Origin of the sequence: Streptomyces sp. NPDC017936, from assembly GCF_044328485.1 — a bacterium.
Lineage (GTDB): Bacteria > Actinomycetota > Actinomycetes > Streptomycetales > Streptomycetaceae > Streptomyces.
Window position 1 is genome coordinate 1 of the sequence record NZ_JBIRHK010000014.1, and the last position, 22,524, is coordinate 22,524.

Consider the following 22,524-nt stretch of genomic DNA (forward strand, 5'->3'; position numbering starts at 1 on the left):
AAACGCCCGGTCACATTCCGAACCCGGAAGCTAAGCCTTACAGCGCCGATGGTACTGCAGGGGGGACCCTGTGGGAGAGTAGGACGCCGCCGAACTCCTTTTAGAGCTCTGGCTCCTGGGCATACAGCCCGGGGGCCAGAGCTTTTTTGCGTTGAGGTAGGGTCGGGGAGCATCGTTGGCTCGTTCTCTACTGGAGGCCCCCGGGTGGAGGTCCAGGAGACCCGTGTTCAGACGGACCGGGTCCTCACCATCCCGAACATTCTCAGCATGGCGCGTCTCGTCGGCGTACCGCTGTTCCTGTGGCTGATTCTCAGGCCTGAGTTCGGGGGCCCGCAGAGCGACGGCTGGGCCCTCCTGGTGCTGGCTCTGAGCGGGGTCAGCGACTACCTGGACGGCAAGCTCGCGCGGCGCTGGAACCAGATCAGCAGCCTCGGCCGGCTCCTCGACCCGGCCGCGGACCGCCTCTACATTCTCTCGACCCTGGTCGGCCTTACCTGGCGGGAGATCCTGCCCCTCTGGCTGACGGCCGCACTGCTCGCGCGAGAGCTGGTTCTGCTGGTGATGGTGGGCATCCTCAGGCGGCACGGCTATCCGCCGCCGCAGGTGAACTTCCTGGGCAAGGCGGCCACCTTCAACCTGATGTACGCCTTCCCGCTTCTGCTGCTCAGTGACGGAACCGGGTGGCTGGCGTCACTCGCTGCCATTTTCGGATGGGCGTTCGCAGGATGGGGTACAACGCTCTATTGGTGGGCAGGAGTCCTCTACGTGGTACAAGTCCGCCGTCTGGTCCGTGCGGACGCCACGGCCGACTGAGCTCACCATCAGCAGTGGCTCGATGGCCCGCCGCAGAAAAGTGCGGGACAATCTGGACGGGTGAAGTCGGCTAGACCGTCTCTTCAAGGAGGACGCTTCCGACATGAAGGCCGTCGTGATGGCCGGAGGCGAAGGCACGCGCCTTCGCCCTATGACCTCGAGCATGCCCAAGCCGCTCCTGCCGGTGGCCAACCGGCCGATCATGGAGCACGTGCTGCGGCTGCTCAAAAGGCATGGGCTCAACGAGACCGTCGTCACCGTCCAGTTCCTGGCCTCACTGGTCAAGAACTACTTCGGTGACGGCGAAGAGCTCGGAATGGAGCTCAGCTATGCCAACGAGGAGAAGCCACTCGGTACCGCCGGAAGCGTCAAGAACGCCGAGGAGGCGTTGAAGGACGACGCCTTCCTCGTCATCTCCGGCGATGCCCTGACCGACTTCGACCTCACCGATCTGATCAACTTCCACAAGGAAAAGGGAGCACTCGTCACCGTCTGCCTGACGCGGGTGCCCAATCCACTGGAATTCGGCATCACGATCGTCGACGAAGAAGGCAAGGTCGAGCGTTTCCTGGAGAAGCCGACCTGGGGCCAGGTCTTCTCGGACACCGTGAACACCGGCATCTACGTGATGGAGCCCGAGGTCTTCAATTACGTCGAGGCCGACGTGCCCGTCGACTGGTCCGGTGACGTCTTCCCTCAGCTGATGAAGGAAGGCAAGCCGATCTACGGCTACGTCGCCGAGGGCTACTGGGAGGACGTCGGCACGCACGAGAGCTACGTGAAGGCCCAGGCAGACGTCCTCGAAGGCAAGGTCGACGTCGAGCTCGACGGGTTCGAGATCTCCCCCGGAGTATGGGTGGCCGAAGGTGCCGAAGTGCATCCCGACGCCGTTCTGCGCGGGCCGCTCTACATCGGCGACTACGCCAAGGTCGAGGCCGGCGCGGAGATCCGTGAGCACACCGTCGTCGGCTCGAACGTCGTCGTGAAGAGCGGGGCCTTCCTGCACAAGGCCGTCGTGCACGACAACGTCTACGTCGGACAGCACAGCAACCTGCGCGGATGCGTCGTAGGGAAGAACACCGACATCATGCGGGCGGCCCGGATCGAGGACGGGGCGGTCATCGGTGATGAGTGCCTGATCGGTGAAGAATCGATCGTCCAGGGCAACGTGCGGGTCTACCCGTTCAAGACCATCGAGGCCGGCGCCTTCGTCAACACCTCGGTGATCTGGGAATCGCGTGGACAGGCGCACCTCTTCGGTGCGCGGGGTGTCACCGGGATCCTCAACGTCGAGATCACGCCGGAACTGGCCGTGCGCCTGGCCGGCGCGTACGCCACGACGCTGAAGAAGGGATCCACCGTCACCACGGCCCGTGACCACTCCCGTGGCGCGCGGGCGCTGAAGCGGGCGGTCATCTCGGCCCTGCAGGCCAGCGCCATCGACGTACGGGACCTGGAGAACGTGCCGCTGCCGGTGGCGCGGCAGCAGACCGCCCGGGGAAGTGCCGGCGGCATCATGATCCGTACCTCGCCCGGGGTGCCGGACTCCGTCGACATCATGTTCTTCGACGGGCAGGGCGCAGACCTGTCGCAGGGCGGTCAGCGGAAGCTGGACCGGGTCTTCGCGCGCCAGGAATACCGGCGCGCGTTCCCCGGAGAGATCGGCGACCTGCACTTCCCGGCCAGCGTCTTCGACTCGTACACGGGATCGCTGCTGCGGAACGTGGACACGACCGGGATCTCCGAATCGGGTCTGAAGGTCGTGGTGGACGCCTCGAACGGCAGCGCCGGTCTCGTCCTGCCCAGTCTGCTCGGAAAGCTCGGGGTGGACTCGCTGACCATCAACCCGGGTCTGGACGAGTCACGGCCCACGGAGACGGCCGACATGCGGCGGCGCGGGCTCGTACGCCTCGGAGAGATCGTGGCGTCCTCACGGGCCGCGTTCGGCGTGCGGTTCGACCCCGTGGGTGAGCGGCTGTCCCTGGTGGACGAGAAGGGCCGGATCATCGAGGACGACCGGGCCTTGCTGGTCCTGCTCGACCTGGTGGCCGCCGAGCGGCGCAGCGGGCGGGTGGCCCTGCCGGTGACGACGACGCGGATCGCCGAACAGGTGGCGGCTTATCACGGGACGCAGGTCGAGTGGACGACGACCTCGCCCGACGACCTGACCCGGGTGGGGCGCGACGAGTCGACGATCTTCGGCGGGGACGGCAAGGGCGGCTTCATCGTCCCGGAGTTCAGCAGCGTCTTCGACGGCACGGCGGCCTTCGTCCGGTTGATCGGGCTCGTGGCCCGGACGCAGCTCACGCTGAGCCAGATCGACGCCCGGATCCCGCGGGCGCACGTCCTGAAGCGGGATCTGGCGACCCCGTGGGCCGTGAAGGGCCTCGTGATGCGGCGGGTCGTCGAGGCGGCCGGAGACCGCTTCGTGGACACCACCGACGGCGTCCGCGTGGTGGAGACGGACGGGCGCTGGGTGATGGTGCTGCCCGACCCGGCCGAGGCCGTCACCCACCTGTGGGCGGAGGGTCCCGACGACGCCTCCGCGCAGGCTCTGCTGGACGAGTGGACGACGGTCGTGGACAGCGCGGGGCGCTGAAACACGCACATGCGCGCGTGCCGGACAAGTGCCCCCAAAGGCGCCTGTCCGGCACGCCGGTGGGGCCGTTCGGAGGTACTGGGCGCGACGTGCGACGATGTGCGGCATGCCGCAGCAGCCCCCCGTTCGGAGCACACCCGCGCGCGCGTCGCGTCCGGACGCGTCCATGTCGCTGCTCACCAACGTCATGGACCACAGCCTCGACGACGGGTACGCCGAGGCCGCCGCCCGGAAGCAGGGCGCGGGCGCCGGCGGCATGCCCAGGACGCTGCGGGCCAAGCTCGGCCTGGCCGCCGGGCTGGTGCTGGCGGCCCTCGTGGTGACCGTGGGCGCGGCGCAGGCACGGGTCGCGGCCCCGGTCGTCGCCAAGGAGCGCGAGGAGCTGATCGACCGCATCGACCAGGAGACCGAGGCGGCGGACGAGCTCGAGGAGACGGTCGACGAGCTGCGCGACGACGTGAGCGCGCGGCAGCGCGAAGCCCTGCGCGACAGCGGTGGCGGGGAGCAGGCGGAACTGGTGGGCGTCCTGGCGGGCGCTGTCGAGGTGCACGGCCCCGGCGTCAAACTGGTCGTCGACGACGCGAAGGAAGCCTCCGCGGGCGGCGACGGGGATCCCCGCGAGACCACCGGGTTCTCCGACACGGGGCGGGTGCGCGACCGTGACATGCAGCGAGTGGTCAACGGGCTGTGGGCGTCGGGCGCAGAGGCCGTCTCCATCAACGGGCAGCGGCTGACGGCACTGTCGGCGATCAGGGCCGCGGGCGACGCCATACTGGTCGACAACAAGCCGCTGGTGCCGCCGTACACGGTGCTGGCGGTGGGGGACGGGAAGAACCTCAGCAGCCGGTTCCAGGACAGCGCCGACGGGCTGTACCTGCATGCCCTCCAGGAGAACTTCGGCATCCGGACCGCGATCTCCGTGGAGGACGACGTCCGGCTGCCCGCCGCACCGAGTGTGATCGTACGTACAGCACAGCCGAGAACTGAGAAGGGCACATCGTGATCGCCGTACTGGGCCTCGTCGTGGGAGTCGTGGCCGGCCTGTTGGTCCGGCCTGAGGTTCCGGCGGTCGTCGAGCCGTATCTGCCGATCGCCGTCGTGGCGGCGCTGGACGCCGTGTTCGGCGGGCTGCGCGCCATGCTCGACGGGATCTTCGACGACAAGGTCTTCGTGGTGTCGTTCCTGTCGAACGTGGTCGTGGCGGCCCTGATCGTGTTCCTGGGTGACAAGTTGGGCGTGGGCGCGCAGCTGTCCACGGGCGTCGTGGTCGTCCTCGGCATCCGGATCTTCTCCAACGCCGCGGCGATCCGCCGGCACGTGTTCCGGGCGTGAGGCCGATGAGCGACCAGGACGAGACGCGCCGGGGCGAGCCGTTCCAGGACGAGACGCCGACGACCAGGCTGCGCAGGGAGCTGCCCGCGGAGGTCCCTGTGGTGCCCGCGCAGGGGGCGGCGCCCGAGGAGATCTCCGAGCCGGAGCTGACCGGCCGGCAGCGGCTGGCCAAGGGGCTGTGGCCGCCGCGCGTGACCCGGGCCCAACTCATCGTCGCGGTCCTGCTGTTCGGCCTCGGCTTCGGCCTGGCCGTCCAGGTCGCCTCCAACAGCGACAGCGACAACGCCCTGCGCGGCGCACGTCAGGAAGATCTCGTACGCATCCTCGATGAACTCGATGACCGGAGTCAGCGTCTTGAGGACGAGAAGCAGGGCCTCGAAAAGCAGCGGCAGGAGCTGGAGAACAGCTCCGACCAGGCCGAGGAGGCCCGTAAGCAGACGGTCGAGAAGGAGAAGCAACTGGGTGTACTGGCGGGCACGGTGGCCGCTCAGGGACCCGGTATCACGATGACCATCGAGGACACCGAGGGGACGGTCGAGGCGGACATGCTGCTCGACGCGATCCAGGAGCTGCGCGCGGCAGGGGCGGAGGCGATCCAGGTGAACGGGGTGCGGGTCGTGGCCGACACGTATCTGACGGATTCCGGCAAGAGCGTGAACGTCGACGGGAACAAGATCAACACGCCCTATCGTTTCAAGGTCATCGGCAAGCCGCAGGACCTCGAACCGGCGCTCAACATCCCTGGAGGCGTGGTGCAGACTCTCGAGAAGGAGCAGGCCACCGTGACCGTCGAACGATCCACCAAGATCGTCGTGGACGCCTTGCGAGCGGCGGAGCAGCCTGACTACGCTCGGTCGTCCTCCCGGTGAACCGGTGGTGCATGGCGGCCGTCCGGCAGGGGCATGAGGTTGCGGGGGGTCGGCGCACCGATCGGGTGGTGCGTGGTGGAAACTGTCTGGTGGATACGGACGTTGTGAAGGTGTCCGGGTCGGCCGGTGTATTCAGTCAGGGTTCGTCCTGCCCCACGGGCGGGTCTGTTTCGGTCAAGGGGAATCGCCCGTGAAGTTGTTTGCGAAGTTGTTCGGCAAGAGCGCGCGAGAGGGCAGCGACAACGCGACCGCCCGTCATCGCGCCCAGCCCGACGCGGAGGGTCAGCGGCCGCTGTTCCGGGACCAGGTGGCTGGTCCGGGCGGTGACATTTCGGGAGGTCAGGGCGGGGCGTCGGTTGACCCTGCCCAGGCCGGCGGAATAGGTTTCGGCCAACCGTCGACCTCGAGTGCGGGTGGAGGGTTTTCCCCTATGTCGGCCCTGGTGTGTACGAGGTGCGGTAACCGCAACGCGGAGAACAGCCGCTTCTGCTCCAACTGCGGTGCGCCGTTGAGGCCCGGCCTGACGCCCGAGCGTGCGTCGGAGACGACCTCCACGATCTCCATCTCCGGTCTCGAGGCCTATGACTCCGAGGCCACCGGTCAGACCCAGTTGCCGGCGCTGTCTCCCGAGGCGCAGGCCGCGGTGGACGCGCTTCCGCTCGGCTCCGCGCTGCTGGTCGTGCGCCGCGGCCCCAACTCGGGCAGCCGCTTCCTGCTGGACGGCGACCTGACCACGGCCGGGCGTCACCCGCAGAGCGACATCTTCCTCGACGACGTGACGGTGTCGCGTCGGCACGTGGAGTTCCGTCGTCACCCGGACGGCTCGTTCACGGTCGCCGACGTCGGCAGTCTGAACGGTACCTATGTCAACCGGGAGCGGATCGACGAGGTCGCTCTGTCCAACGGTGACGAGGTGCAGATCGGCAAGTACCGGCTGGTCTTCTACGCGAGCCAGCGAGGCTACTGACCTTCCCCCGGCTCCGTCCGGGGGTACCTCCAGGGAAGGTCCATGCTGCGAACACCGAGGGGCGGTGCCGGGCACGGCACCGCCGTCGCGGACGGTGGTGCGATGAGCATCGGCACCGTGCTGAACATGCTGCGTGACGAGTTTCCCGAAGTCACCATCTCCAAGATCCGCTTCTTGGAGTCGGAGGGCCTGGTCGAGCCGCAGCGGACCCCCTCGGGGTACCGCAAGTTCAGCGTCGACGACGTGGAGCGCCTCGGGCACATCCTGAGGATGCAGCGGGACCACTATCTGCCGCTCAAGGTGATCCGCGAGCACCTGGACGCCATGGAGCGCGGCGAGGCCGTGCCGCTGCCGACGCTGGGGCGGCAACGGGACGGGGAAGCCGTCCCGGAGCCTTCCGAGGCGCCCACGGTCGCTCGCATCGGGCGGGCCGAGCTGCTGGCGGCCGCGGGGATCGGGGAGCGGGAGCTCGAGGAGTGGGAGTCGTACGGTCTCCTCGCGCCGCTGGAGAACGGGGCCTACGACGCCGAGGCGGCCACCGTGGCCTCGCTCGTCGCCGAGCTGGGGCGCTTCGGCATCGAGCCCCGGCACCTTCGTGTGATGAAGGCCGCCGCCGACCGTGAGGCCGGGCTCGTGGACCAGGTGGTCGCCCCGCTCAAGCGGCACCGCAATCCGCAGACCAGGGCCCACGCGGAGGCCCGTACCAAGGAGCTCGCCGGGCTGACGGTCCGGCTGCACGCGGCGCTCGTGCAGACCGCGCTCGGGGTGCGGCTGCCCTGACGCGGGCGGTCGAGGGCGGCTGGATCGGTCACCCGTTCCCGGCCCGACTACCCAAACGTCCCGAGCACGGCCTAGGGTTGCTGTGTGAACGAGCTCGATGTCGTAGGTGTCCGGGTCGAGATGCCCTCCAACCAACCGATCGTCCTGCTGCGTGAAGTGGGGGGCGATCGTTACCTCCCCATCTGGATCGGTCCGGGGGAGGCGACGGCCATCGCCTTCGCCCAGCAGGGCATGGCCCCCGCGCGGCCGCTGACCCACGACCTGTTCAAGGACGTGCTGGAGGCCGTCGGCCAGGAGCTCACGGAAGTGCGCATCACGGACCTGCGTGAGGGCGTCTTCTACGCCGAGCTGGTCTTCGCCAGCGGTGTCGAGGTCAGTGCCCGTCCGTCCGACGCCATAGCGCTGGCGCTGCGCACCGGAACGCCGATCTACGGCAGTGACACGGTGCTCGACGACGCGGGCATCGCGATCCCGGACGAGCAGGAGGACGAGGTGGAGAAGTTCCGCGAGTTCCTCGACCAGATCTCGCCCGAGGACTTCGGCACCAGCAACCAGTGACCACCGGGCGGGCAGGAAGACGGGGCCCGTGCGGAAGGAGTCGCCCCGGGCCCGGCGACTGCCAGGGGCCCGTGAGAGCGTCCTACGGCTCCCGCTCAGCGCATTCGGCTAGCCTTTCCCCGCGGCGGGGTGCGGGAAACCACTCTTAGGGTGATTATCACTCGGCGTGGCGAGTGTGGCGATCGTTGACGCACCCCTGGTGACTGCCTACCGTCGAGAAGGCAGGTCAAGGACGGAGGTCGGCGTGAGAAGCAGCGGCGACGGTACGGCTGGGGGTGCCCCCGGACTCGGTGTCGGGGGGAGCGGTCCGTACCCTCCCCCAAGCTCTCGGCTGCGTTCGGGCAGGGGGTACTCCTCCCACAACGGCGCGGCCGATCACGCTCCGCAGCGACCCGCGGCCGTGCCGAGCAGCGGAGGGGCGGCGTCCATGGCGTCCGAAGAGATCGGCTACCGCGGTCCGACGGCCTGTGCGGCCGCCGGCATCACCTATCGGCAACTGGACTACTGGGCGCGCACCGGGCTCGTCGAGCCGAGTGTGCGGCCCGCGTACGGGTCCGGGACGCAGCGTCTCTACAGCTTTCGGGACGTCGTCGTCCTGAAGATCGTCAAGCGGTTCCTCGACACCGGTGTGTCCCTGCAGAACATCCGCACCGCCGTCCAGCATCTGCGCGAGCGCGGGTTTCGCGATCTGGAGCGCATGACGTTGATGAGCGACGGCGCCACGGTCTACGAGTGCACCTCGCCGGACGAGGTCCACGCGCTGCTCCAGGGCGGTCAGGGCATCTTCGGCATCGCCGTGGGCGTGGTGTGGCGGGACGTCGAGAGCGCGCTGTCCCAGTTGCACGGGGAACGGGTCGACACCGGGGAGACGCTCGTCGGACACAACCCGGCGGACGAGCTGGCACGGCGGCGCAACCGGGCGGTCTGAGCACCGTGCCGGGTGCCGGACGGGCTGTCCGGCACCGTTGTCAGTGGCGTGGTGCAGCATCGGAACTGTGAGAAACGCGCCCACGATCCTGCATCTCGACATGGATGCCTTCTTCGCGCAGGCGGAGCAGGCGTCGAAGCCGAGTCTGCGCGGGAAAGCGGTCGTCGTGGGCGGCCTCGGGCCGCGCGGGGTGGTGGCGACCGCCTCGTACGAGGCACGGGTCTTCGGGGTGCACTCGGCGATGCCCATGACCCAGGCGCGCCGGCTGGCTCCGAACGCCGCCTACCTCACTCCGCGCTTCGCCTTCTACCGCTCGATCAGCGACCAGGTGATGGGCCTGCTGCGGGACCTGTCCCCGTTGGTCGAGCCGTTGAGTCTGGACGAGGCGTTCGTGGACCTGGAGGCGGGAGGAGCGGCCTGGGACAGCGAATCGGCGGAGCTGGCCGGGGCTCGGCTGCGGAGCGACATCCGGGCCGTGACGGGGCTGACGGGGTCCGTGGGGCTGGCCGCGTCCAAGATGCTCGCGAAGATCGCCTCGGAGCAGGCCAAGCCCGACGGCCTGGTGCTCATCGAGCCGGGTACCGAGCGGGCGCTGCTGGGACCCATGTCGGTGCGGACGCTGCCGGGTGTCGGGCCGGCCACCGGTGACCATCTGAGACGGGCGGGGATCACCACGGTCGACGAGATCGTCGAGGCGGGTGAGGACGAGCTCGTGCGGTTGCTGGGCAAGGCCCACGGGCATGGTCTGTACGCCATGGCGCTGGCGCGGGACCAGCGGCCGGTGGTGGCGGAGCGGGAGGCCAAGTCGGTGTCCGTCGAGGACACGTACGACGTGGACATCCACGACCGGATGCGGGTGGAGTCGGAGGTGCGGCGGCTGGCGGACCGGTGTGTGCGCAGGCTGCGGGGCGCCGGTCTGTCCGGGCGGACCATCGTGCTCAAGGTGCGGCGGTACGACTTCTCCACGCTCACGCGGTCCGAGACGCTGCGGGGGCCCACGGACGATCCGGCCGTGGTCCGGGAGGCCGCGGCGCGGTTGCTGGACTCGGTGGACACGACGGGCGGGGTGCGGCTGCTCGGCGTCGGGGTCAGCGGTCTGGCCGACTTCACGCAGGAGGATCTGTTCGCGCAGGCGGCCGGGGAGCGCGGGGAGGGGAGCGCGGAGGAGGTCCACGAAGAGCCCGTTCGCGAGGAGGCGGTACCCGTGGGGCATCCGTGGCGTCCGGGGCACGATGTGCGCCATGCCGTGCTGGGGCACGGATGGGTGCAGGGCAGCGGACTGGGGAGGGTCACCGTGCGGTTCGAGACACCCGACTCGGAGGTGGGGCGCGTTCGGACCTTCCGGGTCGACGACCCCGATCTGGAGCCGGCGGAGCCGTTGCCGCTGGTCCGGCAGGCGGCGGGGGAGGGCGTGGAGGGGGATCCGGCTTCCCGTGCGTCGATGACCGGCAGCGGGAACTCTGTGTGACGCCGTTCGTTACCTACAGTGACGGGTTGGTTCGTGGCGGTGCCGGTCGGGCCTTGGCGGTGGTGCCGGCGCCGGAAGAGGAGGGGCGATGAACAAGAGCGACGGTCAGCCGCCGCAGCGGGGTCGGGTGGCGCAGGAGGGGCGTGCCGGTGTGCGGGACCGGGAGCTGCTCACCGCAATCGCGGTCGGGCGTCGCCCGCGGCCCGGACGTCGCGTCGCCGGCTCGCCGAAGCGGGCGCGGGCCGATGCCTTCGGAGCGGGCACGCGCAGAGTGGTCGCACACGGGGCGGCCCGCCCGTTGCGCGACTCCTGCCGGGCGGACGGCGGCGCCGATACGGGCCTGTGCCCGACCGCGCGGCTCAGCTCTCCTCCGTGCCGGCCAGCCTGCCGAAGTCGTGGTCCGGCAGCGCGGGAGGAGCGGCCACGTCCAGGCCGTAGTGGTGGTAGAGCTGGAGTTCCTGGTCCGGGGAGAGGTGGCGGCCGACACCGAAGTCCGGGGCATCCTTGATCAGGGCGCGGTCGAAGGGGACGCGCAGGGCGCCGTCGACCAGCTCGCTGGGCTCGAGGGGGACGAACGCGTCCCGGGAGAACAGGCCGGTGCGTATGGCCGCCCACTCCGGCACGCCGGTCGCGTCGTCGAGGTAGACCTCGTCGATCGTGCCGATCTTGGTGCCGTTGCGGTCGAACGCCTTGCGGCCGATCAGGTTGCGCGGATCGATGTCGGTCTGCACGGGCCCTCCACTTGGTCGCAACTCCTCCGTAGGCACTACAAAAGAGCACATCGGGAAAGGCGGCCACTCGAAAGGAGGCGGTATTGAGCTCGCTGGTAGTCTGGCAACGGCTGCTGACCCCGTGCGGGAGAGTCCTCCGGACACCACCGGAGGCGCCGAAGGAGCAAATCCTCCCCGGAATCTCTCAGGCTCACGTACCGCACGGACGAGGTCACTCTGGAAAGCAGAGCGGGTGTCGACGGCTTCCGCTCTCACCGACGGTGAAAGCCGGGCGCCCTCGGGCGGCCGGTGAAGCTCTCAGGTTGAGATGACAGAGGGGGAGGCCGTCCGGGTACCCGCGCCGTGGTGCCCCTCGAAGGTCGTGTCAGACCAGGAGGCCTCCGCAATGACCGCCCACCGCATTCCGCTCTCCGAGCTCGAACAGGGCACCCCGTTCGAACAGCGGCACATCGGGCCCGACCAGGAGGCGCGGGCCAAGATGCTCGCCCAGGTCGGGTACGGCTCGCTGGACGAGCTGACCGCCGCCGCCGTCCCGGATGTGATCAAGAACGCCGACGCGCTGGACCTGCCGGGTGCGCGCTCCGAGGCCGAGGTGCTGGCCGAGCTGCGGGAGCTCGCCGACCGCAACCGGGTCCTGGACTCCATGATCGGGCTGGGTTACTACGGCACCTTCACGCCGCCGGTCATCCTGCGCAACGTCATGGAGAATCCCGCCTGGTACACGGCCTACACGCCCTACCAGCCGGAGATCTCGCAGGGCCGGCTCGAGGCGCTGCTGAACTTCCAGACGGTGGTCGCCGACCTCACCGGGCTGCCGACCTCCGGGGCCTCGCTGCTCGACGAGGGCACCGCGGCCGCCGAGGCGATGGCGTTGTCGCGGCGCATGGGCAAGAACAAGAAGGGCCTGTTCCTGGTCGACGCGGACGCTCTGCCGCAGACCATCGCCGTGATCGAGACGCGGGCCGAGCCGACCGGCGTCGAGGTCGTCGTCGCCGACCTGTCCGAGGGCATCCCGGCCGAGATCGCCGCGCGGGAGATCAACGGCGTACTGATCCAGTACCCCGGCGCCTCCGGGGCCGTACGCGACATCAAGCCGGTCATCGAGCAGGCCCATGAGCTGGGTGCGCTCGTCACCGTCGCCGCGGATCTGCTGGCGCTGACGCTGCTGACGTCGCCCGGTGAGCTGGGGGCGGACATCGCGGTCGGGACGACGCAGCGGTTCGGTGTGCCGATGGGCTTCGGCGGGCCGCACGCCGGTTACATGGCCGTGCACGAGAAGTTCGCGCGCAGCCTGCCCGGGCGGCTCGTGGGCGTGTCCGTCGACGCGGACGGGAACAAGGCCTACCGGCTGGCGCTGCAGACGCGTGAGCAGCACATCCGGCGGGAGAAGGCGACCAGCAACATCTGTACGGCGCAGGTGCTCCTCGCCGTCATGGCGGGGATGTACGCCGTCTACCACGGGCCCGAGGGGCTCAGGGCGATCGCGCGCCGGACGCACCGCTACGCGTCGATCCTGGCCGCCGGACTCACGGCCGGGGGCGTCGAGGTGGTGCACGGCGCCTACTTCGACACGCTGACCGTGCGCGTGCCGGGGAAGGCCGCCGCTGTCGTCGCCGCCGCGCGCGAGCACGGTGTCAACCTGCACCTCGTCGACGCCGACCGTGTGTCGGTGGCCTGCGACGAGACCACCGGGCGGGCCCAGGTGGGCGCCGTCTGGGCCGCCTTCGGGGTCGACGGGGACATCGAGGCGCTCGACGCGGTCGCGGAGGACGCCCTGCCGGCCGCGCTGCTGCGCACCGACACGATCCTGACCCACCCCGTGTTCCACCAGTACCGCTCCGAGACCGCGATGCTGCGCTACCTGCGCCGGCTCGCCGACCGCGACTACGCCCTCGACCGGGGCATGATCCCGCTGGGCTCCTGCACCATGAAGCTCAACGCGACCACCGAGATGGAGCCGGTCACCTGGCCCGAGTTCGGACAGCTGCACCCCTTCGCGCCCGCGGAGCAGGCGGAGGGCTACCTCACGCTCATCCGTGAGCTGGAGGAGCGTCTCGCCGAGGTCACCGGGTACGACAAGGTGTCCCTCCAGCCGAACGCCGGGTCGCAGGGTGAGCTGGCCGGTCTGCTCGCCGTGCGCGGGTACCACCGGGCCAACGGCGACGACCAGCGGACCGTGTGCCTCATCCCGTCGTCCGCGCACGGCACGAACGCCGCCAGCGCCGTGATGGCCGGCATGAAGGTCGTCGTGGTGAAGACCGCCGAGGACGGCGAGATCGACGTCGAGGACCTGCGGACGAAGATCGAGCGGCACCGGGACGAGCTGGCGGTGCTGATGATCACGTACCCGTCGACGCACGGGGTGTTCGAGGAGCACGTCGCCGACATCTGCGCCCAGGTGCACGAGGCCGGCGGGCAGGTGTACGTCGACGGCGCCAACCTCAACGCGCTCGTCGGCCTCGCCAAGCCGGGCCACTTCGGCGGCGACGTCTCGCACCTGAACCTGCACAAGACGTTCTGCATCCCGCACGGCGGCGGAGGGCCGGGTGTCGGGCCGGTGGCGGTGCGGTCCCACCTCGCGCCGTACCTGCCGAACCACCCGCTGCAGCCCGCCGCCGGGCCGGAGACGGGGGTGGGGCCGATCTCGGCCGCGCCCTGGGGCTCCGCGGGGATCCTGCCGATCTCGTGGGCGTACGTGCGGCTCATGGGCGGGGAGGGGCTGAAGCGGGCCACCCAGGTGGCGGTGCTCAGCGCCAACTACATCGCCAAGCGGCTCGAGCCGCACTACCCGGTGCTCTACACGGGCCCGGGCGGGCTGGTCGCGCACGAGTGCATCATCGACCTGCGGCCGCTGACCAAGGCGACCGGCGTGAGCGTCGACGATGTCGCCAAGCGGCTGATCGACTACGGGTTCCACGCGCCGACGATGTCGTTCCCGGTGGCGGGGACGCTGATGATCGAGCCGACCGAATCCGAGGACCTGGCCGAACTCGACCGCTTCTGCGAGACGATGATCGCGATTCGCGCGGAGATCGACAAGGTCGGGTCGGGCGAGTGGCCCGCCGACGACAACCCCCTGCGCCACGCCCCGCACACCGCGGCCGCGCTCGGCGGGGAGTGGGAGCACGCCTACACCCGCGAGGAGGCCGTCTTCCCGGCCGGGGTGTCCGCGGCCGACAAGTACTGGCCGCCGGTGCGCCGGATCGACCAGGCCTTCGGTGACCGGAACCTGGTCTGCTCGTGCCCGCCGCTGGACTCGTACCAGGACTGACGCGCAGGGGCCGAGGGCTTCCGTCCGGTTCGGGCGGGAGCCCTTCGGCGTGTCAGGACGTCGCGAGCGAGACCTCGGTCGACTTGATCAGGGCGACGACCGGAGTGCCGGCTGTCAGGCCGAGCTCGGCGACCGCTTCCCTGGTGATCACGGAGGTCAGCTCGCCGTCCTCCGTGGAGATCCTCACCGAGGCCATGGCGTCGCCGGCCGTCATCCCGGCGACGGTTCCCGGGAGCCGGTTGCGGATCGAGAGGCCCTCGGCCGGGGTCGTCGCCAGGGCGACCTGCGTCGACTTCACCAGCGCCCGGACGGTGGAGCCCGGGACGAGGCCGAGTTCGGTCACGGCCTCCCGGGTGACCGCCGCCGTGAGGGCCCGGCCGCCGGACAGACGGATCGTGACCACGGTCATCACCTCGCCCGGGGTGATGGCGGTGACGGTGCCGGGGAGCTGATTGCGGATGCTCAGGGTCATGAGCATCCACCGTAGGGCTCCGCCGTACCCGTGCCGGGTATGTACGGCGCGGACGGCCTTGTCGTCACCCCGGGCGCCCTCTCACAGTCCGCTCCGTAATGTTCGTCGACGAGACCGAATGTTTCGGCCGCTTCGGCCTCCCGGAGGGGCTCACGCGCCTGCGGACGGCTGCCACCTGGTCTGTTCCGGCTTCGAGTACTTCCCCGGAGGGCCGCTCCTCCACAGTCGCGATCCCGTGCACGGGCGGCAGATCGGCAACGTCTTCGACCGGCCCGCCCGACTGCCGTCGTCGGACGACCCGCCCGCCCCGGCCGGCATCCCCGCGCCGACGATCCGTCACCACGACGGCCGCTTCCACGAGGTCGCCGTCGGCGTGGCCGACGGCGGCACCTTCCTGGTCACCGTCGAACGGGCGGGGGATCCACGGCCGAAGGGGTGCGGGCGGCGCGTATCGGCCCGGTGACCGGCAAGGTGACCGAGGGGCCGGCCCCGGGGGGCCGGCGCCCGCGTGGCTGGTTCCCCCGGTTCCGCGTGCTCGGCCGGGAGGCCTTCCCCGCCCCTACGGGGGCCTGGCGCCCTTCGAGTCCGAGCCACAGGCAGGAGGGCTCCCGGTCGCCGGACGCCCGGCCCGGACGGCTGCGCTCACCGCGACCGGCGACGTCCTGGACCGCCCGGGCACACCGTCGCCGGCCGTCGGCGGCGCCGCCCCGACTGCCGTACGGCCGCCCTGCTGGAACCCGGCGCCGAGCGTCGCCGGGCTCTCCGTCCGCGTCGGCGAGGCCCGTCACCACGACCTCGAAGCAGGCGGGGGAGAGGCCGCCGCACGACCCACTGCCGTCCAGGCCGGGTTCCGCACGGCAGTGGGTCGCGTGGCGGCCGGTGCCGCCCGGGCGCCCTCACGCCCGTCGTCGCCATCCGTGCGACGGACCTGGTGGTGCCCGTCGTGACGGCCGCGGGCCAGGAGGGCCCCGGTGTCCGCCCGGCGGGCCCCGAAACGATCGTCTTCACCGCCGAGATCGCGGAGGGCCGCGTGCCGCTCGCCGAGCTCGACGGCCGGTACCTCTCTCCCCCCAGGTGGCCTGCGGCTTCACCGGCCGGCTCATCGGTCTCCACGTCACCGGGGGGACCGCCGCCTTCGACGGGCACGGGCGCCGCCCGCCCCGCTGAGTCGCCGCCTCTGGATTGCCTGCGTTCAAGGGGTTGCCACCCGTCGGAGCCTGTCTCTAGGGTGCGGCAGCAGCGAAGCTTTCTGGATCTAGTCCGAAACTTTCGAAATCGCTGGACGGACATGGGTGTGCCGTCCCGTACCCCAAGGAGCGCATGATGGGCGACCGGGCACTGTCCCGCCGCGGCTTCCTGGCGGCCTCCGCCGCGGCCGGTCTGAGCATGACGGCACTGAGCGCCTGCGGCGGCGACTCGGACGGAGGGTCGTCGGGAACGACCACCATCGAGTGGTGGAACATCTCCACCACCCAGCCGACGAAAGACGTCTGGGCCGCTCTGGCCAAGCAGTTCGAGGCGCAGAACCCCAAGGTCAAGGTCAAGATCGTCCAGTTGGAGAACGACGCCTACAAGTCGAAGATGACGGCCCTGACCGCCTCCGGGAAGCTGCCCGACATCTTCCACACCTGGGGCGGCGGCGTCCTGAAGCAGCAGTTGGAGGCCGGACTCGTCGAGGACCTCACCGAGCGGACCAAGGGGTGGGGGGACGGTCTGCTGCCGGTCGCCCGGGAGCCGTACCTCTTCGACGACAAGGTCTACGGGATCCCGTTCGACATCGGCATGATCGGCTTCTGGTACAACAAGGCCCTCTTCCAGCAGGCCGGCGTCAGCGCGCCCCCCACCACATGGAGCGGTTTCCTCGACACCGTGCGGAAGCTGAAGGCCGCCGGCGTCACCCCGCTGGCTCTGGCCGGCAAGGAGAAGTGGCCGGGCATGTACTACTGGGCCTACCTCGCGATGCGCACCGCGGGGGTCGACGCCCTCCAGAAGGCCGCCGACGACAAGGACTTCACCGGCGACGGCTTCGTCCGGGCCGGGCAGCACCTGAAGGACCTGGTCGATCTCGAGCCGTTCCAGAAGGGCTTCCTCGGCGCCGCCTATTCCAGCCCCACCGGCCAGGCCGCCACCGTCGGCAACGGCAAGGCCGCGATGGAGCTCATGGGGCAGTGGGCCCCCGTGGTGGAGGCCGACGCCGGCAAGGGGCTCGGCACGAACCTCGGCTTCTTCCCGTTCCCCGAGGTCGAGGGCGGCAAGGGCGCGCTCACCGAGGTGTTCGGCGGAGGCGGCGGCCACGCCCTGCGCGCGGGCGCGCCGCAGGAGGCCGTCGACTTCCTGAAGTTCTTCGCCTCCGCCACCACCGACACCGAACTGGTCAAGAAGACGGGGGTGCTGCCGGTGGTCCCGGCCGCCGAGAGCGCCCTCACCGACCCCAACCTCAAGGCCGTGCAGACCCAGCTGAAGGCGGCCACCGGCTTCCAGCTCTACCTCGACCAAGCCTACGCGCCCGCCGTCGGCCAGGAGATCAACGACAGCGTCGCCGCGCTCATCGCCGGCTCCAAGTCGCCCCAGCAGGTCGCCGAGTCGGTCACCAAGGTCGCGAAGGAAGAGCAGTAACCCGCAATGACCTCGACGTTCCCAAGGAAGCGGGATAGCAGGCGATGACCTCGACCTTCCTCCCGGACAAGCGGAGCGGCCCGGACGTCGGTCCCCCGCCCCCGGCCGCCGGCGCGGCCGGGGGACGGGCGCGCCGGCGCGCACGGCACTGGCTCACCGCCTTCGGCCTCCAGGTGCCGGCTCTGGTGCTGTTCGGCACGCTCGTACTGCTGCCGATGCTGTTCGCCCTGTACGCCGCGTTCTTCCGCTGGGGCGGCTTCGGCATGCCCGAGGACTACATCGGCGGCGACAACTTCACCCGGCTCTTCCAGGACCCGGTCTTCCTGGGCGACCTGTGGCGCTGCCTGGTCCTGGTCGTGTTCTCGCTCGTCGTCCAACTGCCGTTCGCGCTCGCCCTGGCGGTCGCCCTCAACCAGCGCATCCGCGGCCGGGCCGTCTACCGGATGCTGTTCTTCGCGCCGTACATCCTCTCCGAGGCGATCACCGGCGTGCTGTTCGGCATGATCTTCGCGCCGGACGACGGCCTCGCCGACCACGTCCTCGGCGCGGTCGGCCTGGACGGTGCGGGCGGGCAGTGGTTCGCCGATCCGTCCACCGTCATGGCCACCCTCTTCCTGGTCATGACCTGGAAGTACTTCGGCTTCCACATGATGCTCTACCTGGCCGGACTCCAGTCCATCCCGGCGGAGCTGACCGAGGCGGCCCTGATCGACGGGGCCGGCCCCTGGCAGCGGTTCCGCCACGTCACCCTGCCGCTGCTGGCGCCCACCCTGCGGATCAGTGTCTTCCTGTCCGTCATCGGCTCGATCCAGCTCTTCGACCTGGTGTGGGTGACCACCGCGGGCGGCCCCGACCACCACTCCGAGACGATGGCCGTGACCATGTTCCAGTACGGCTTCAAGCGCTACCAGGTGGGCTACGCCAGCGCGATCAGCGTGGCCATGTTCGCCCTCAGCCTCGTCTTCGCCCTCGCCTACCAGCGGTTCGTGCTCCGCCGCGACCTGGAGGGGGCCACCACGACCCTGCGAGGAGGCGGCTCGTGAGCGTCCGTGAGACCGGCGGTGCCGGGAGCGTCCGCAAGACCGGCGCCGGGCGCCTTCGTGAGCCCGGCGGCGCCGTGGGGGCGCGCAAGGGCGGCCGCACCCTTCCGCTGCACGTCGTCCTCGTCGCCGTCGGCGCGGTGATGGCGGTTCCGCTCCTCTACGCGGTCCTGTCCGGCTTCAAGTCCACCGACGAGCTCTCCCGCAACCCCGTCGGGCTGCCCGAGTCGTGGGTGACCTCCAACTACACCGACATCCTGGGCGCGGGGTCGTTCTGGCGGCTGGTCGGCAGCAGCACGCTGATCGCGATCGGGACGACGATCGTGGTGGTCGCGGTGTCCGCGCTCGCCGCGTTCTCCTTCGCCCGCTTCACCTTCCGCGGCCGGGAGGCACTGTTCACGCTGTTCACGATGGGGCTGATGTTCCCCTTCGCGGTGGCCGCGCTGCCGTTGTTCCTGCTGCTGCGCTCGCTGGACCTGCTGGACAACCCGCTCGGCGTGATCCTCCCGCAGGCCGCCTTCGGGCTGCCGATGACCATCGTCATCCTGCGCGGCTTCTTCCGGGAGATCCCCGCCGAACTGGAGGAGGCGGCCACCCTCGACGGCTGCGGCACCCTCGGGTTCTTCTGGCGGATCCTGCTGCCCATGGCGCGCCCGGCCCTCGGCACGGTCTCCGTCCTCGCCGTGGTGGGCAGCTGGAACAACTTCTTCCTGCCGTTGCTGGTCTTCACCGACTCGACGTGGTGGACGATCCCGATCGGCGTCCAGCAGTTCCAGGGCCAGTACTCCGCCGAGTACGCCCGGGTCTTCGCCTACCTGGTCCTCGCCATGGTTCCCGCCCTGGCCTTCTACTCCGTCGCCGAGCGCCAGCTCGTCGGCGGCCTCACCGCCGGCGCCACGAAGGGATGACGCGCGCCCGCGGACGTACCGCACCACTGACGCCGTACGGCTCACCCACACCACCCGACCGTGAGGAGTCGCACCATGCCCGGCACCTTCCGTGTTCCCCGCACCTCCCGCACCCGGCTCAGACTCGCCGGGGCCCTCGCCGCCGTCCTCGTCGCCGCCGGGGTCGCGGGCGGCCCCGCCGCCCAGGCGGGGGAGCAGCACCGTGAGAGGACCCTGGCCGACCTCGCCCAGCGCCACGGCCGTTACTTCGGCAGCGCCACCGACAACCCCGAACTCACCGACACCGCCTACACGAAGGTCCTGGGCCACGAGTTCGACATGATCACCCCCGGCAACGGCATGAAGTGGTACGCCACCGAGCCGCAGCAGGGCGTGTTCGACTTCTCCGCGGGCGACGAGATCGTCGACCTCGCCCGTGCGAACCACCAGAAGGTGCGCGGCCACACCCTCGTCTGGCACAGCCAGTTGCCCGACTGGCTCACCGGCAGGGAGTGGACCGCCGACGAACTGCGGGCCGTGCTGAAGAAGCACATCCAGACCGAGGTCCGTCACTACCGGGGCAAGGTGTACGCCTGGGACGTCGTCAACGAGGCGTTCAACGAGGACGGCACCTACCGCGAGACGGTCTTCTACAAGACGCTCGGACCGGGCTACATCGCCGACGCCCTGCGCTGGGCCCACCAGGCCGACCCGAAGGCGAAGCTGTACCTCAACGACTACAACGTCGAGGCCGTCGGCCCGAAGAGCGACGCCTACCACCGGCTCGCGAAGGAACTGAAGGCCCAGGGCGTCCCGTTGCACGGCTTCGGCCTCCAGGCCCATCTCGCCCTCCAGTACGGCTATCCGGCGACCCTGGAGGACAACCTCCGCCGCTTCGCCCGCCTCGGCCTGGACACGGCGCTCACCGAGGTCGACGTACGGATGCTGCTGCCCGCGACCGACGAGAAGCTGGCCCAACAGGCCGACTGGTACCGGGACATGACCGAGGCCTGCCTCGCGGTGCGGCGCTGCGTCGGCATCACCGTCTGGGACTACACCGACAAGTACTCGTGGATCCCGGCGTTCTTCCCCGGCGAGGGCGCGGCGCTGCCGTGGGACGAGCAGCTCGCGCCGAAGCCGGCCTACCACGCGATCAGGGAGGCGCTGCTGCGGAAGTGAGGCTCGGCGCCGGACGCTCGGCGCCCCCGGCGGGGGAGGGGGAGCCGGCGGGGGAGGGGGAGCCGGTGGCGCGGCGCTCGGCCGCACCACCGGCTCCGCGCCCGGTTCCCCGCGCGGCGAGCCGGGTCGTCCGCCGCACGCCGGGCCGAGGACCGCGCGGACGGCGGGCTCGCCCGTGCCGGCGGGGGCCGGCGGACGGCCGGCGACGGCGGGCCGTCCCGGCGGACTTCCGGGAGGCCGGCCGAACCGGTCAGCACGCTCGTGTCCTCCGCTCCGGCGCCCGCAGGCCGCGCCGGCGCGGCGCCCCGATCGCGCCGAGCGCCCTCACGGAGGGCGAGGGGTGCCGGACACGCGTCGGGGCCGGTGCGCGGCGGCGGCCGCGTCCGGCCCCTCGGATCACCGGGCGGCGTCGGGCGGTGCCGTCCGGGCGGTGCTCGGGCCCGCTCAGGCCGCGGTGACGACCCGGCCGGCGCCCAGCGGACGGTGCGGCGCGATGATCCGGCCGTCCGGCAGGAGCTCACCGGTGTCCTCGAAGAGCAGGACGCCGTTGCACAGCAGGCTCCAGCCCTGCTCCGGGTGGTGCGCCACGCAACGGGCGGATTCCCGGTCGGCGGAGTCGGCTGTCGGGCACGGTGGCTGGTGCTGGCACATGGAGGGGATCTTTCGCTCTGTCGTGTCGTGTGGAAGGTGTGTCGTGTCTGTCCCGCGGCGTGAAACGTCGTTCATGGCCGCCCCCCGTTGTGATAAGTCGGTCGGAACCCAGTGTTGCCCCACGGGCGTCGATCCGCAGGGATTTCGCTGCACCGCTTCTCACAGGTTGATGACGCCTCACCCACGCGGGCGGTTCATCTCAACTGCACGGTCACTTCGGGTGGTTCCGACTGGCCGGATGGGGCTAGTCCACGCGTGTGCGACGGGCCGAGACAGAGCCGTACCCCGTCACCCCGGTACGGGTGACGGGGTACGGAGGGCCGGTGGCCGGGCCCGGCGCGTCAGGCCGGGGAGCCGAGCAGGGGGCCCGGGCCCGGGGGGACCCGCAGCGTCAGGACGGGCAGCAGTTCGGCGACCCGGTGCGGGAGGTGGGCGGGGATCCCGGGGGGCGCCGGGGCCAGCGGCACCAGCAGGTCGGTCTCGGCGGGGTGGCCGGTGGCGCCGTCGGAGGCGATGTCGCCGTGCAGCCACAGCGTGAGCATGTACAGGCCGGGGACGGACAACAGGCGTGCCTGGTAAGGCTGCGCGGACGACTCCGCCTGACGCAGCGCGCGCTCGGTGGAGGCGATGTAGGGCCCCTCGAAGAAGTGCGAGAAGGCCCAGCCGTCCGGGGTCAGCCGGGTCTCGGCCGCGGCCACGGCGCGGTCGCCGCAGCGGATCAGGAAGCGCCAGCCGGCCAGCCGGGTCGCGGACAGGCCCTCGGGGGTGATGCGGTCCAGGACGTGCACGGGCAGCGGCAGCTCGGGGGTGGCGGGCCCCTGTGCCGCGCGCAGTGACGGGGTCCGAGCCTCGCGGACCGCGGTGGGGGAACCTAGTGCCGTGAGGACGGAGCGCAGGGCGGGCGCGGGAGCCGGGGGGACATGCAGCGGCATGATGGGTCGCCTCTCAGTGGACAGGCACGGTGACGCGAGGGCGTGGGGCGGACGGCGCTGTCAGCTCTCGGTGAGGTCAGAGAGGCGGTGGCCGGGGCCGGGGAATCCGGGGTACGCCAGCGGCCTGCCGTCCGTCACCTCGACGACGACAGGCTCCTTCGACCGTGGGCGCCCACCTTCTCTGCCTGTTCGCGGAGTTTATACGACACGTGTTCAGACTATGTTTCGTCTAGCCGCTTCCGGGACACCCGGCAAGAGTCCATTCGGTCGGCGATACGCGTGAATCATCCCGATTCAGAAGGGGGTCCGCCTCGATGACCTCGGGATATGTGCGCGCAACGATCGGCCTATTCTCGTCGGCGTTTTTCACGAGACCCCGAGTTCGTGAAACAACGCTTTGCGCCTTGCCCGGTGAATGTGCCTGTGGACAT

General features: G+C 70.5%; 20 protein-coding genes, 1 rRNA gene and 1 riboswitch. Of the genes, 17 read left to right on the forward strand and 4 right to left on the reverse strand.

Annotated elements, in window-relative coordinates:
* The 11 genes from rrf to ACH4F6_RS26800 form a co-directional block, all read left to right on the forward strand.
* Positions 1–95 (forward strand): 5S ribosomal RNA (gene rrf, locus ACH4F6_RS26750); the annotation flags it as partial.
* A 109-nt stretch (positions 96–204) separates the two neighbouring features.
* Positions 205–813 carry a CDP-alcohol phosphatidyltransferase family protein gene (locus tag ACH4F6_RS26755; protein ID WP_397962887.1) on the forward strand — a complete coding sequence of 203 codons (609 nt, stop codon included), beginning with the start codon at positions 205–207 and terminating at the stop codon, positions 811–813.
* A gap of 103 nt (positions 814–916) precedes the next feature.
* Entirely contained in the window at positions 917–3,412 is a 2,496-nt protein-coding gene (locus tag ACH4F6_RS26760) for a sugar phosphate nucleotidyltransferase (protein WP_397962888.1), read from the forward strand.
* 97 nt (positions 3,413–3,509) lie between these two features.
* On the forward strand, positions 3,510–4,415 hold the full coding sequence (locus tag ACH4F6_RS26765; protein WP_397962889.1) for a DUF881 domain-containing protein: 906 nt from the start codon (positions 3,510–3,512) through the stop codon (positions 4,413–4,415).
* A complete protein-coding gene (locus tag ACH4F6_RS26770) occupies positions 4,412–4,744 on the forward strand; it encodes a small basic family protein (RefSeq protein ID WP_003988855.1) in 333 nt (110 codons plus the stop codon). The genes ACH4F6_RS26765 and ACH4F6_RS26770 overlap by 4 nt, the downstream gene beginning before the upstream one ends.
* A gap of 5 nt (positions 4,745–4,749) precedes the next feature.
* Complete coding sequence (locus tag ACH4F6_RS26775) at positions 4,750–5,613, forward strand: DUF881 domain-containing protein (RefSeq protein ID WP_397962890.1); 864 nt, start codon at positions 4,750–4,752, stop codon at positions 5,611–5,613.
* An 82-nt stretch (positions 5,614–5,695) separates the two neighbouring features.
* Positions 5,696–6,580 carry an FHA domain-containing protein gene (locus ACH4F6_RS26780; protein WP_397963117.1) on the forward strand — a complete coding sequence of 295 codons (885 nt, stop codon included), beginning with the start codon at positions 5,696–5,698 and terminating at the stop codon, positions 6,578–6,580.
* Positions 6,581–6,622: 42 nt separating this feature from the next.
* Positions 6,623–7,360, forward strand: a complete 738-nt coding sequence (locus tag ACH4F6_RS26785; protein WP_397962891.1) for a MerR family transcriptional regulator — start codon at positions 6,623–6,625, stop codon at positions 7,358–7,360.
* Positions 7,361–7,444: 84 nt separating this feature from the next.
* Positions 7,445–7,918 carry a bifunctional nuclease family protein gene (locus ACH4F6_RS26790; RefSeq protein WP_004934251.1) on the forward strand — a complete coding sequence of 158 codons (474 nt, stop codon included), beginning with the start codon at positions 7,445–7,447 and terminating at the stop codon, positions 7,916–7,918.
* 244 nt (positions 7,919–8,162) lie between these two features.
* The gene (locus ACH4F6_RS26795) at positions 8,163–8,846 is read left to right on the forward strand and encodes a MerR family transcriptional regulator (protein WP_397962892.1); all 684 of its coding nucleotides are present in this window, start codon (positions 8,163–8,165) and stop codon (positions 8,844–8,846) included.
* A 67-nt stretch (positions 8,847–8,913) separates the two neighbouring features.
* Positions 8,914–10,314, forward strand: coding sequence for a DNA polymerase IV (locus tag ACH4F6_RS26800; RefSeq protein ID WP_397962893.1), 1,401 nt, complete (start codon positions 8,914–8,916; stop codon positions 10,312–10,314).
* A 359-nt stretch (positions 10,315–10,673) separates the two neighbouring features.
* Here ACH4F6_RS26800 and ACH4F6_RS26805 read toward each other — a convergent pair whose 3' ends face one another.
* On the reverse strand, positions 10,674–11,045 hold the full coding sequence (locus tag ACH4F6_RS26805) for a PRC-barrel domain-containing protein (RefSeq protein ID WP_397962894.1): 372 nt from the start codon (positions 11,043–11,045) through the stop codon (positions 10,674–10,676).
* Between the two features lie 114 nt (positions 11,046–11,159).
* Positions 11,160–11,255: riboswitch (glycine riboswitch) on the forward strand.
* 175 nt (positions 11,256–11,430) lie between these two features.
* Between ACH4F6_RS26805 and gcvP the strand changes: the two genes are divergently transcribed.
* Positions 11,431–14,316, forward strand: coding sequence for an aminomethyl-transferring glycine dehydrogenase (gcvP, locus tag ACH4F6_RS26810; protein WP_397962895.1), 2,886 nt, complete (start codon positions 11,431–11,433; stop codon positions 14,314–14,316).
* Positions 14,317–14,368: 52 nt separating this feature from the next.
* Here the strand turns inward: gcvP and ACH4F6_RS26815 are convergent, their stop codons facing one another.
* On the reverse strand, positions 14,369–14,788 hold the full coding sequence (locus tag ACH4F6_RS26815) for a molybdopterin-binding protein (protein WP_397962896.1): 420 nt from the start codon (positions 14,786–14,788) through the stop codon (positions 14,369–14,371).
* Between the two features lie 118 nt (positions 14,789–14,906).
* On the opposite strand from ACH4F6_RS26815, the gene ACH4F6_RS26820 reads away from it, so the two are divergent.
* The 5 genes from ACH4F6_RS26820 (at position 14,907) to ACH4F6_RS26840 (ending at position 20,510) form a co-directional block, all read left to right on the forward strand.
* A complete protein-coding gene (locus ACH4F6_RS26820; protein ID WP_397962897.1) occupies positions 14,907–15,251 on the forward strand; it encodes a family 43 glycosylhydrolase in 345 nt (114 codons plus the stop codon).
* Positions 15,252–16,111: 860 nt separating this feature from the next.
* Positions 16,112–17,404, forward strand: a complete 1,293-nt coding sequence (locus ACH4F6_RS26825; RefSeq protein WP_397962898.1) for an extracellular solute-binding protein — start codon at positions 16,112–16,114, stop codon at positions 17,402–17,404.
* A gap of 44 nt (positions 17,405–17,448) precedes the next feature.
* Complete coding sequence (locus ACH4F6_RS26830; RefSeq protein WP_397962899.1) at positions 17,449–18,447, forward strand: carbohydrate ABC transporter permease; 999 nt, start codon at positions 17,449–17,451, stop codon at positions 18,445–18,447.
* A 140-nt stretch (positions 18,448–18,587) separates the two neighbouring features.
* Positions 18,588–19,352 carry a carbohydrate ABC transporter permease gene (locus tag ACH4F6_RS26835; protein ID WP_397963118.1) on the forward strand — a complete coding sequence of 255 codons (765 nt, stop codon included), beginning with the start codon at positions 18,588–18,590 and terminating at the stop codon, positions 19,350–19,352.
* A 75-nt stretch (positions 19,353–19,427) separates the two neighbouring features.
* Positions 19,428–20,510, forward strand: coding sequence for an endo-1,4-beta-xylanase (locus tag ACH4F6_RS26840; protein WP_397962900.1), 1,083 nt, complete (start codon positions 19,428–19,430; stop codon positions 20,508–20,510).
* A gap of 444 nt (positions 20,511–20,954) precedes the next feature.
* Here the strand turns inward: ACH4F6_RS26840 and ACH4F6_RS26845 are convergent, their stop codons facing one another.
* Together ACH4F6_RS26845 and ACH4F6_RS26850 are read right to left on the reverse strand one after the other, a co-directional pair.
* Complete coding sequence (locus ACH4F6_RS26845) at positions 20,955–21,161, reverse strand: DUF5999 family protein (RefSeq protein ID WP_397962901.1); 207 nt, start codon at positions 21,159–21,161, stop codon at positions 20,955–20,957.
* 341 nt (positions 21,162–21,502) lie between these two features.
* A complete protein-coding gene (locus ACH4F6_RS26850) occupies positions 21,503–22,093 on the reverse strand; it encodes a hypothetical protein (RefSeq protein WP_397962902.1) in 591 nt (196 codons plus the stop codon).
* Positions 22,094–22,524: the final 431 nt, after the last annotated feature.